Annotated in this window: 8 protein-coding genes and 1 pseudogene; 6 read left to right on the forward strand and 3 right to left on the reverse strand. The window is 72.3% G+C overall.

Annotation, left to right across the window (positions count from 1 at the left end; translation table 11 throughout):
- Nucleotides 1-3: 3 nt before the first annotated feature.
- The 3 genes from ABT025_RS04635 (at nucleotide 4) to ABT025_RS04645 (ending at nucleotide 3,723) form a co-directional block, all read left to right on the forward strand.
- On the forward strand, nucleotides 4-609 hold the full coding sequence (locus tag ABT025_RS04635) for a hypothetical protein (RefSeq protein WP_350989786.1): 606 nt from the start codon (nucleotides 4-6) through the stop codon (nucleotides 607-609).
- A complete protein-coding gene (locus tag ABT025_RS04640) occupies nucleotides 609-1,640 on the forward strand; it encodes a serine/threonine-protein kinase (protein WP_350989788.1) in 1,032 nt (343 codons plus the stop codon). Before ABT025_RS04635 ends, ABT025_RS04640 begins: the two co-directional genes overlap by 1 nt.
- Before the next feature lie 322 nt (nucleotides 1,641-1,962).
- Nucleotides 1,963-3,723: an Ig-like domain repeat protein gene (locus tag ABT025_RS04645; RefSeq protein ID WP_350989790.1), complete on the forward strand. Its 1,761-nt coding sequence runs from the start codon at nucleotides 1,963-1,965 to the stop codon at nucleotides 3,721-3,723.
- A gap of 156 nt (nucleotides 3,724-3,879) precedes the next feature.
- Here the strand turns inward: ABT025_RS04645 and ABT025_RS04650 are convergent, their stop codons facing one another.
- Complete coding sequence (locus ABT025_RS04650) at nucleotides 3,880-5,178, reverse strand: streptophobe family protein (RefSeq protein ID WP_350989792.1); 1,299 nt, start codon at nucleotides 5,176-5,178, stop codon at nucleotides 3,880-3,882.
- 141 nt (nucleotides 5,179-5,319) lie between these two features.
- On the opposite strand from ABT025_RS04650, the gene ABT025_RS04655 reads away from it, so the two are divergent.
- Nucleotides 5,320-6,714, forward strand: coding sequence for a DUF6777 domain-containing protein (locus tag ABT025_RS04655; protein WP_350989794.1), 1,395 nt, complete (start codon nucleotides 5,320-5,322; stop codon nucleotides 6,712-6,714).
- Here the strand turns inward: ABT025_RS04655 and ABT025_RS04660 are convergent.
- Entirely contained in the window at nucleotides 6,662-8,551 is a 1,890-nt protein-coding gene (locus ABT025_RS04660) for a rhamnogalacturonan lyase (protein ID WP_350989796.1), read from the reverse strand. The genes ABT025_RS04655 and ABT025_RS04660 overlap by 53 nt on opposite strands.
- Before the next feature lie 244 nt (nucleotides 8,552-8,795).
- Here ABT025_RS04660 and ABT025_RS04665 point away from each other — a divergent pair, with 244 nt between their 5' ends.
- The gene (locus tag ABT025_RS04665; RefSeq protein ID WP_350989798.1) at nucleotides 8,796-10,838 is read left to right on the forward strand and encodes a SpoIIE family protein phosphatase; all 2,043 of its coding nucleotides are present in this window, start codon (nucleotides 8,796-8,798) and stop codon (nucleotides 10,836-10,838) included.
- 295 nt (nucleotides 10,839-11,133) lie between these two features.
- A pseudogene (locus tag ABT025_RS04670) lies at nucleotides 11,134-11,387 on the forward strand (hypothetical protein); the annotation flags it as partial.
- On the opposite strand, the gene ABT025_RS04675 reads toward ABT025_RS04670, so the two are convergent.
- Complete coding sequence (locus ABT025_RS04675; RefSeq protein WP_350989831.1) at nucleotides 11,357-11,482, reverse strand: AMP-binding enzyme; 126 nt, start codon at nucleotides 11,480-11,482, stop codon at nucleotides 11,357-11,359. The pseudogene ABT025_RS04670 and the gene ABT025_RS04675 overlap by 31 nt on opposite strands.
- Nucleotides 11,483-11,486 lie beyond the last annotated feature (4 nt).

The following is an 11,486-nucleotide window of genomic DNA, read 5'->3' on the forward strand; positions in this document are numbered from 1 at the left end:
CCCATGGCGAGCGAGGACTTCCGCCCCACCCATGTAGTACCCCGGGACGGGCTCCCGGCCTGGGAGGCGCCCGATGTCTCCCGGCCCGCCGAACCGCTCGACCCGCTGCTGCCCGTGCAGCTGCTCGACCGGCGCGGCGACTGGGGGCAGGTGCTGTGCGCCAACGGCTGGTCGGCCTGGGTCGACGGCCGGCTCCTCGTGTCCGTACCCCACGACCCGCCGCAGGCCGGTCAGCCGATGGCCCGCACGGCCGACCCACGGCCGTTGATCGCCCGGGTCCAGGAGTCGCTGGACCGATTCCGCCGGGCATCCGAGGAGCTCGCCGAGGGCCGCATCGACGGTGAGGCCTTCCGACGACGCACCCAGGGGCTGCGCGCCGGCGTGGTCGTCGACGGCGAGGCCGTGTGGCTGTACGACGCCGAGCACGAGCGCTGGGTGTACACCGACGGGACCCGGATGAGCACCTACGCGGCACCGGCCGGCCCCGGTCGCCCGAGCCGGGCCCCGTCGGACGGCGGTACGCAGGCGCCGGCACAGGCCCCGGAACCGGAGGCGACCAGGCTCGTCGACCCCGCCGCGCATCCGCGGACCCGGCCGGGTGACGCGTGATGGCCCCGGCCACCGGCTCACCGGACGACTCCTCGCTGCCTCCCGGACGGCCCTCCGACCTGATCGGCCGGCAGATCGCGGACTACCTGGTGGAGGACGAGATCGGCCGCGGTGGGATGGCGGTCGTCTACCGGGCCAGGGATCTGCGGCTGGACCGCACGGTCGCGCTCAAGCTGCTCGCCCCCGAACTCGCCCGCAACGACACCTTCCGCAAGCGGTTCACGCATGAGTCGCGGGTGGCGGCCGCGATCGACCACCCGCACATCGTGCCGGTCTTCGAGGCCGGAGAGACAGAGGGCATCCTCTACATCGCCATGCGCTACGTGGCCGGTCAGGATCTGCGTGCTCTCATCGACCGGCAGGGGCCGCTCCCCCTCGGGACCGCGGTCCGGATCGCGGCCCAGGTGGCGTCGGCGCTCGATGCCGCCCACGACCACGATCTGGTGCACCGGGACGTCAAACCCGGCAACATCCTGGTCGCGGCAGGCACGGACAGCGACCATCCGGAGCATGTCTACCTGACGGACTTCGGCCTGACGAAGAAGTCGCTCTCGCTGACCGGGTTCACCTCCGTGGGACAGTTCGTCGGAACGCTCGACTACGTGGCGCCCGAACAGATCTCGGGCCGCCCGGTGGACGGGCGCTGCGATGTGTACAGCCTCGCCTGTGTCGTGCACGAGACGATGGCCGGCGCCCCGCCGTTCCGGCGGGACGACGACGTGGCACTGCTGTGGGCCCACCAGTTCGATCCGCCACCGCCGCTGACGGGGCTGCGCCCGGACCTCCCGACGGGCATCGACACGGTCCTGGCGAAGGCCCTGTCCAAGAGCCCGGACGACCGCTACGACTCCTGCCTGCAGTTCGTGGCCGCGTTGCGCGCTGCGGCCAGGGGCGAAGTGCGGGACGTCCATCCGCCGACGCGGGTGGACCGGCGCATCGGCGGATGGCAGTCGGGTCCCGAACCGCCGCCCGCGCCTCCGCGGTGGGCGTTGCCGGTGTTTCCCGGACAGCCGGACAGCCGGAACCTCTGAGGGCTGTCCCGTAGGCCGCCGCCCGGACGGGCTCGCCCGGCCTGCGGGAGGAAGACGGTCCTTTGCGCCGGATGTACTGTCCCGGACCCCGCGGAACCCGGCATGATTTGACGGGCGGCCCTGACCGACCGGCCCCGGACCCTGAGGTCACGACAGCCACTCGGCGCCGCAGACCACCGGTCCGGGCTTCGACGCCCCCACCACGCCGGGCCCCGCGGCGCCGTGCCGAGTCACCGCGGACCTTCCCCAAGAGCCTCTGCATCCTGCTAATTTCCGGATGTCGCCCGCACGGCGACGTCCGGAACGACAGTGGGGGGTCCACTTGAACGGCTGCAGTCACGCCCGTTTCAGACGCGCAAGAGGTCTGCTCGTCGCACTCGCGCTCAGCGCCGCCGCACTTACCACGGGAACACCGGGCGCCCAGGCGGCCGAACCGGGCGAACCGTCCGACGTCGCGGTCGAACTGCCGACCGGCACCTACTCGCGCATGCTGGTCGACGAGGCGCGCCAGCGGGTCTACGTCACCACGGGCGGCCTGTCGGCGACCGTCCACGCGATCCTGGTGTACGACTTCGACGGCAACCTGCTCCGCACGGTCACCACCGAGGCCATGACCGCCGCAGGTGCCATGACACTTTCGGCGGACGGGAGCATCCTCTACGTGGCCGTAGCCGACTACGTACTGATCTTCGACCCCGACACCTTCGCGTACATAGGCGGTGGGTGGGTGAAGAGCGACTTCAGGGACGGCCTGTGCTCCGGCGACCTGGGCATCACCGGCGGTCGGCTGTGGGCCACCAGAATGGGCGGCCAGGAGTACCCGAAGGACTGCTCCACCGAGGTCCAGACCCTGTGGAGCGGAGCCCCCACGGGCGGCACCTTCACCGACAGCGGCAGCCTGGTGAGCGGGAAGTTCGCCACGTCGCCGGGACTTCCCGGCAAGCTCGTCCAGGCCTACGCGACCTACGGGACGCCCAAGCTGGCCGTCGGCGTCTACGACGCCACCACCGCCTACACCAAGCAGCTGGCCCTGCGGACGTACACCGCCGCCACCGACCCGGCGGCCCCGCCGAAGGACGTCGCCGTCAGCCCCGACGGCTCTCTGGTGGCGGTCGCGGCCGGGGCCTCCGGCACCAGGACCTTGTCCACCACCGACCTCACCGACGCGGCGCCCGGCTACGGTTCGCTGCCCGCAGGCACCAGTTCCACCGCGGTCGCCTTCAGCCCGGACGGCTCACTCGTCGCCCGCGGCGGCGCGGTCGACGGCACGTCCGCCGACCTGCTGGTCCAGCGGGCCACCCCCGCGCAGGGCGACACGCCGCGGGGGTACGCCTTCACCGACGGATCGGCGGGCGGAGACCGGGTGGCCGACCGCGGACTCGCCTTCAGCCCGGACGGCTCACGGCTGTTCGCCATGACCACGAACGCCGCCAAGAACTCCTACTGGCTGCACATCATCGCCAACCCCGGCGCCCGCTACCACTCCGCGTTCGGGGGCCCGCCGACCGTGGAGCCCGGCACTCCCTTCGCGGGCCAGGCCGTGCGGATCTCCGGCACACTGCGGCTGAACGGTCCGGGCCCCACCGAGCCGGCGCGGGTGAGGGCCGTGCGCCACGATGCAGACGGCGACCACACGGTCCCGGAGACGGCCGTCGGCCCGGACGGCACCTTCACGCTTGAGGACACCCCGTCCACCACCGGGAAGACCACCTACACCGTCTCCTTCGCGGGCGACGCCGCGCACGACCCCGCCCCGGACTCCACGGTGGACGTGGAAGTGACCAGGGCTCCGACGGAGTTGACGCTCGGCCGGCCCGAGGGCGGGACCACCGCGGGGGTGGTTGTGCACGGCACCCTGAGCACGGCCGGGGCGCCGCTGCCCGAGGGAACCCTCGTCGCCGTCCAGCGCTGGTCGAGGACGGGCGTCGCCGACCTGCCCGCCGCCCTCGTCGGCCCCGACGGCGACTTCACCGTGACGGATGCACCGCCTGCCGCCGGCAGCACCCTCTACACGGTTTCCTACGCCGGTGACGCGTTGCACGACGCCTCGGCAGACTGGGTCACGGTCCTGGTCACCGGCTGAGCCGGGCCCTGGCACGGGACGGCGGACGCGCACCGCTGCGGCGCCGTCGCGTCGAACGGGCGGGGCTGTCGGTTCGCCTGTCGAAGTCCCGCACAGGGTCGGGGAGTTGTCCCGGGCCTGACAGCGCGAGTCCCCTGTGCTTGCGGCGGGCATCCCCTACTTCCGGGGATGCCCGTCCGGCGGGACCACCTCGCCGCGCCGGTGCACGCGGGAAGCGAGCAGCCCGCCCAGGAAGCCCGTCACCAGACCCCACAGAACGGCCAGGCCGAGCGCGCCCCACAGACGCGGGCGCAGCAGCACCTCGCCGCCCAGCCCGCCGCCGAGGTCTCCGAGGCCCAGCAGGGACAGTCCGTAGTGGGCGGAGATCCTGACGAGCAGGCACACGGTCAGGACGGTGAGGACGAGCGCCGCCGCCATGTGCAGGGAATGCTGCCAGGGGCGCATCCGGGCCGGTGAGCGTGCGGCCATCAGGAACGCCGCGGCCAGGGTGAACAGTGCGGCGGCGACGACGCACCACCAGACGCGGCCGTCCTGCTCTGCGAGCGTGCTGATGTTCAGGGTGGAGATGTCCGGAGTCCGCAGGACGGAGTCCAATACCTGAGGCATCGGGAGCCCGAACGGCCCGTCCACCTTTCCCTCCCAGGACGCCCCGAGGCTCAGCGTGAACACCAGCCACACGAGGTTGGGCAGTCCGAGCAGGATCACCGCGAACGTCTCGGCCGGCTGTCCCCGGGTCACGACGACGACGAGTGCGATGACCAGACCCACCAGCACATAGGCGAGCAACAGCGCCACCATCGCGTACGCGGCCGGGCGCACCGACTCCTGGAAGCGCACCAGCCGGACGGGGAGCGGCGCGCCGCGTGAGACGAGCAGGGCCAGGACGAGGACGCCGGCCGGCCACAGCAGACCGAGGACCGCCGTCAGCGGGATCTCGGCCCGGAATCCGACCTGCGGCGAGGCGTCGAGCACGTCACCGATGAGTCCGCCCGTCGGGTCGGCGGCGGAGACGTCGAAGGTCTGCCGGGCCAGGAGGGACAGGCCGATGAGCACCAGAGCCCACAGCAGCGCGATCCGGCCGGCCCAGCCGGCCAGTTCGCGGCTGGTGGCGACGGCGCGGTGTCTCAGGGGGCGCAGAAATCCGGCGGCGAGGACCAGCGCGCCGACGAGGGTGACCGAGAGGGGCAGCGCCGAGATGTCCGCGTGCGTCCTGGCGAGTTCCCCCGCGTTCCCCGACAGGGCGACCGACCCGCCCGCCGCCATGACGACGACGGCCGCGACCACCCGGGGGAAGGAGCCGCCGGGGAGTTCCGCCGCGCCTGCCGCCCACAGGCCGAGGGCGGCGGTGACGCACATGACCACGAGTCCCGCGAGAACGGTCAGGAGTGCGTCGCCCCAGCCGTGCGCGACGCGGACTCCCGCACCGCTCCGGCCGTCCGATCCCTTTGTGCTCACGGGCCCACGCTAGGCAGCCGCGCTGCGGGCCGCCCCTCGGGTGAGCCGACCGCGTCGGCTTGCGGGCCTCGCCGGTGCGAGGAACACAATGGCTGATACCGGAAGAATTCTGAAACGTTCCTGGTACGGGGAGGATGAGCCGTGAGTGACCAGCCGCCGTCGTCCGGCCGCCCCACGGGGCCTCCCTCGGGACCGCTTTCGGGCCCTTCGCAGGAGGGGCCCGTACCGCCGCCTCCCGAGCGCCCGTCCGGTCCGCCGGCCGGTCCGCCCTCCGGCGGCGGCCATGGCGGGCCCGGTGGTCCGGGCGGTCCTGGAGAGACCCCGCAGGACCCGGGGCACGGCCCGCGCACCCCTTGGTGGCGGTCGGCCCCCAAGGTGGCGGTCATCGTCGTCGCCCTCGTGGCGGCGGTGGTGCCGGCCGTCGTCCTCACTCGACCGGACGGCCCGGACTCGGCGGGGGGCGAGGTGTTCCTCGAGGCGGCGGGTTCGGCCGGCCGCGAGCCGTTCACCGGTTCGACCGCGCGCAGCGCATCCGGGGACGCGACGCCGACCGCCGTACCGAGTCCGGCGTCGAGCGCCTCCGGGACGGGGAGCAACGTCACCCAGGGCGTGGACGGTTCGACCCCAGGTCTGTACGGCGGCACTCGCAGGGTCGCCAGTTGCGACGTGGAGAAGCAGATCACCGCTCTCACGGACCAGCCCGCCAAGAACCGGGCCTTCGCCTCCGTCGAGGGCATCGGCCCATCGGGCGTCCCGGCGTATCTGCGCGCGCTCACACCGGTCCGGCTCCGGCTCGACACCCGGGTCACCAACCACGGGTACGAGAACGGCGCCGCCACGAGCTACCAGGCAGTGCTACAGGCCGGTACGGCGGTCATGGTCGACGACCGCGGTGTACCGAGGGTGCGCTGCGCCTGCGGCAACCCCTTGCTGCCGCCCGTCGCGCTGAAGGGCACGCCCGAGGTGAAGGGTGATCCCTGGCCGGGCTACCGGGCCTCGAACGTCGTGGTGGTGGAGCCCGCTCCACGGCCGGTGAACGTGTTCGTCATGTTCGACCCCCGGACCGACGGCTGGTTCGAACGGGACGCCGGTGACACGGGCGACGACGACAAGAAGACCGAACCGCCCGCCGACTCGAGCGCCTCCCCGTGTCCGCCGAAGTCCGGCAGCGGTACGGCCGCCCCCTGCCCCTCGGACTCTTCCTCCCGTTCCCCGGGGTCCGACGAGCCGTCGAAACCCTCGACGGATTCAGGTGAGCCCTCCGCCGAACCGCCCTCGCCGCCGCCGGCGTCCGAGGAGCCGCCACCGTCACCTCCGCCCTCCTCCGAGGCGCCGCCACCGACATCGGAGTCGGCCCCGGAACCCGTGACACCGCAGACGGGGGAGTCCGAGGCTCCGTCGCCGGCCTCCGGTGACGGGACCTCGGACGGGCCGGTGCAGCGGCCGTTCCGGCCCGCCGGTCCCCCGGCGGGCGGCCCGTCGGTCAGGGCGTCGACACAGTGGGCCGCGGCGCCGTCGCCATCCCGCTCCCGATGAAGAAGCTCGGGTGCGGCGGCTGGTTGTACGCGGTGTTCTGCCAGGCCAGGGCCGTGCGGTAGGTGGTGTCGTGGAGCAGTGTGGTGATCTTGGTGGCGGTCTCGTACGGCGTGGAGTAGATCCGCAGAGCGGTGTTGTTCGTGGTCGCCCAGACCACCTCCTCACGCCAGTCGCCGAACAGGTCGCCGGAGATCGCGGGGGTGGCCTTGGTCCCGTTGTTCGAGTGGACCGATGCCCCGGTCAGCTGCCGGGTGTCGGCGGAGGTGCCGTACTTGTCGATGTGAGTGCCGTCGAGGAGTTCCCGGGTGGTGTCGCCGTCCCACCAGGACAGGAAGTTGGCGCTGGAGGGCTTGCGGCTCGCGACGACGGTGCCCTTGGGGCTGCGTACCCCGTCGGCCGCGGACGACCAGGACTCGGCGCCGGCGCTGCCGGACCAGATGTCGTCACTGACACCGCGTCCGTTGTCACCGTTGGCGGGCGTCGACCAGATGAGCCGGCCGGTCTTCGCGTCCGCCATCCAGGACGAGGGTTTCGAACTGTCCTCGTCGACCTTGAACTCCTCGAGACCCGCGCGGGACGGGTCCAGGTCGCCGACGTGCATGGCGTCACCGTGGCCGTTCCCGGTGGTCCACAGGGCGTTGCCGTTGTCGTCGACGGCCATGGCTCCGTAGACGATCTCGTCCTTGCCGTCCGCGTCGACGTCGGCGACCGACAGCTGGTGGTTGCCCTGGCCGTCGTATCCCTTGCCGGAGTTGGTCGAACTGTTGGTGTCGAACGTCCAGCGCCGGGTGAACGCTCCGTTGCGCCAGTCCCAGGCGGCGATCACCGTACGCGTGTAGTAGCCGCGGGCCATGATCAGGGAGGGCCGGGAGCCGTCGAGGTACGCGGTGCCGGCGAGGAAGCGGTCGACGCGGTTGCCGTAGCTGTCGCCCCACGAGGAGACGGTGCCGCGCGCGGGGACGTAGTCGACGGTGCCCATGGCGGCGCCCGTCCGGCCGTTGAACATGGTCAGGTACTCGGGTCCGGACAGGATGTAGCCGGAGGAGTTGCGGTAGTCGGCCGACGCGCTGCCGATCACCGTGCCCTTCCCGTCCACGCTGCCGTCGGCGGTCTTCATCGCGACCTCGGCCTCGCCGTCGCCGTCGTAGTCGTACACCTGGAACTGGGTGTAGTGCGCGCCCGATCGGATGTTGCGGCCCAGGTCGACGCGCCACAGCCGGGTGCCGTCGAGCTTGATCCCGTCGACGACGGTGTTGCCCGTGTAGCCGGACTGGGAGTTGTCCTTGGCGTTGGTGGGCTGCCACTTCAGTACGAAGTCGAGCGCGCCGTCCCCGTCGAGGTCGCCGACGGACGCGTCGTTGGCCTCGTAGGTGTAGGCCACCCCGTCGGGGGTCGTACCGCCCGGGGGCGGGCTGATGGGTACGTCCTTGTAGCCGCTGCGGAACTGCACGGCGTGGACGGAGTCGCTCTGCTCGACACCGCCGACGATCGCGCGCACCGTGTAGTCCGCCGAGTCGGGGGCCCCGGCGTGGAAGTAATTCGTCGAGCCGGTGACCGGCGCGGCGTTGACCCTGGTGCCCGCCCGGTAGACGTTGAAGGACACGTCGTCGGCGTCGGTGGCGAGCCAGCGCCAGCTGATCAGGTTGCCGGCGTCGGTGTGGACGCTGACGACGCCGCGGTCCAGTGCCTCCGCCTGGCGCGCGGTCGCGGCCTGCGAGACCTGGCCGGTGGCGACCAGTCCGGCGGCGGCCAGCAGACCCGCCGTGACGGCGCCGATCAGGGTACGGGTGCGAGTGGTTCGGCGTCCGCGGAGGGAACGGAAATGCTCAGGAGCCACGGTGCGTGCCTTCCGGAGTGGGGGTGGGTCGGATACCTCCCAGTGCCCGCCGGGCCCGGAAAGGTTGCCGTCCGGGCGTAACGGCTCCGAGGCGGCAGCCCGAAGGCGCGTTCACCCGTATGCCGCAGCGCGGTGGCGGGCCGGGCGGGCTGTGCGCAGGCTGTCCGCAGAGCTGCCGATTCGCAGGGGTGGCGGAGCCAGATGGGGGTACGACGTGCCGGACGCCGGTGCACCGGTCCCAGGGATGCCCCGGGCCGACGAGATGGCGAAGGCGCTACTGGACACGCTGTTCAGCCAGTCCGCGGTGGGACTGCACGTCCTGGACACGGACCTTCGCGTGGAACGCGTCAACACCCTGTCCGACGCGGTCGCTCCCGGGCGGATCGTGGGACTGCACTTCACCGAGGCGTACCGGCTCCGTGACCCCGAGGAATCGGAAGAACTGCTGCGCGGCGTGCTGGAGAGCGGTGTGCCCGTCCTGAACCATGTGATCCGCGGTCAGCTCATGGGGGCGCCCGGGCCAGACCTCAGCCTGATGGTCACCGTGCACCGCCTGGACGACCCGGCCGGCCGGCCGCTCGGGCTGCTGGCGGCCGTCGTCGACGTCAACGAACGGGAGAAGTCGCGCGCCCGGGTGGACGCGCTGGCCGCGGTCCGCAGGAATGTGGGCCACTCCCTCGACATGGAGGCGATCTGCCAGGGCGTCGTGAAGGCACTCGTACCGGAGTTCGCGGACTTCGCCGTGGTCGAGGTGGTGGACGAGGTGCTGCGCGGTTCGAGCGCGCCGCTCAGCCCGGTGCGGCCCGATGTCCCCCTGCGCCGCGCGGCACAGCTGGGGTCCGACGGGGACACGCCGGTGGGCGTGACCCGGCAGCTGCCGGAGGGGACGCCGTACGCGCTCGCCGCCGGCGATCTGCGGCCCCGGCTCGTCCAGCTCGGCCCGGGCACCCCGTGGCTGGACTCGGATCCGGCCACCTCGCACATGGTCACGTCGACCGGCGCCCACTCCCTGATCGTGGCACCGCTGAAACTCCACGGGGCCTTCCTCGGCCTGGTGAGCCTGTACCGCTTCCCCGGTTCCGAGCCGTTCGACGAGAGGGACCTCACGCTCGCGCTGACGGCAGCCGCCCATACGGCGCTGAGCATCGAGACCTCGCGGCGCTACGCCCACGACCATGTGATCGCCTCGACCGTCCAGCGCAGGCTCCTGCCGCAGCTCAACGGTCACCGGATCGCCGTCGAGACCGCGCATGTGCTGCTTCCGGGACGCAACAGCGGCTGCTGGTTCGACACCATCGGGCTGTCCGGTGCCAGGACAGCGCTGGTCATCGGCAACGTCGCCGGGCACGGGCTCCAGACCGCCATCACCATGGGGCAGCTGCGTACCGCTCTCCATGCCCTGGCCGGTCTCGACCTGGACCCCGACGAGGTACTGGCCCGCCTCAATGACACGGCCGACCGCCTCCGGCGTGAGCGCCGGTCGCTTCCGCCGGGTGACTCGCTGCACCGCCAGCCGCTGACGGCGACCTGCCTGTACGCGGTCTACGACCCCTTCGCACGGACCTGCACGGTGGCTAGGGCGGGACATCCGGCGCCGGTCGCCGTCCATCCGGACGGCAGTCCGATCACCCTCGACGTGCCCGAGGGGCCGCCGCTGTTCTCCGAAGACAGCGCCCCCTTCGCCACGGCGACGATCGCACTCGACGAGGGCAGTGTGCTGGCCTTCCTCACCGGTTCACTGCTGTCCGGCGACCGGTCGGTGACCAGGGTTCAGGACGCGCTCGCCTACCCGGACCGCCCCCTCCAGGACCTGTGCGACGCCGTCGTCTACAACCAGCCCCCCGAGGCCCACGCCGACGGTGCCGCGCTCCTGCTCGCCAGGACGGGCGTCGTCCCGCCCGACCGGGTCGCGACCTGGGAGCTGGCCCACGACCGGACCACGCCCGCCATCGCCCGCACCCTGGTCCGCGACCGGCTCGAGGGCTGGAACCTCGACGAGGAGACGATCGAGGCGACCGAGCTGATCGTGAGCGAACTGATCACCAACGCGGTCCGGTACGGAACCCCGCCGCTTCATCTGCGGCTTCTGCTGGACCGCACCCTCACCTGCGAGGTCCACGACACCAGCCCGGTGGCCCCGCATCTTCGCCACGCCCGCACCGTCGACGAGGGCGGCCGTGGCCTGTTCATCGTCTCCCAGCTCGCCACGCACTGGGGCACCCGGTACGGCACCGACGGGAAGGCCCTGTGGACCGAGCAGGAGATCCCGTCCGACGACGCTTCCTGACGGGCCGGCACGGTCCTCGGGCGGCTCCGGCTCGCAGCATTGTCCAGGGAGACGGAGCATGAGGGCATGGGCACGGGCATGGAGACCTTCCGCGGGAACGCACCCTGTGCGTGCCGCCGCGTTCGTGCTGGCCGCCCTGTGCACGCTGGTGACGGCCCTGACCGCGACCGCGCGCAGCACCCTGGTCTCGCCGGCCTTCTACCAGTCGGTGCTCGACGGCCAGGGGGCCCACGACCGGTTGTACGACGAGGTGCTCGTCGACCCCGAGGCGTCGGGTGTCACCAGGGACCTCCCGTACGGGATGGAGACACCGTTCGCCTTCCGCTCCCCCGCCGAGATGAGTTGCGTTCCGCACCGCGGGGGCACCGGCAAACGGCTGTTCCTGCTGAACACTTCATCACGGTCGCGGGCGGCAGCCGGCTGGACGCGGGAAAGGTCAACGCCCGTGACTGGGTGCTGGACCGGGCCCACCGGTGCGAGCGGGAACGGGGCGGTCCGGTGAACTTCGTCGCCGTCGACTACACGACGATCGGGGATGTGCCCTCGGCCACCACCACGGCCCAGACCAGTTCGGCGGTGGGCATGCGCGGATCCGGATAGCCCACGAGCGCCACCTCCCGCACGCCCGGGTGCCGGACCAGCACCGAC

Origin of the sequence: Streptomyces sp. NPDC002809, from assembly GCF_040295435.1 — a bacterium.
In the GTDB taxonomy this organism is placed as follows: domain Bacteria; phylum Actinomycetota; class Actinomycetes; order Streptomycetales; family Streptomycetaceae; genus Streptomyces.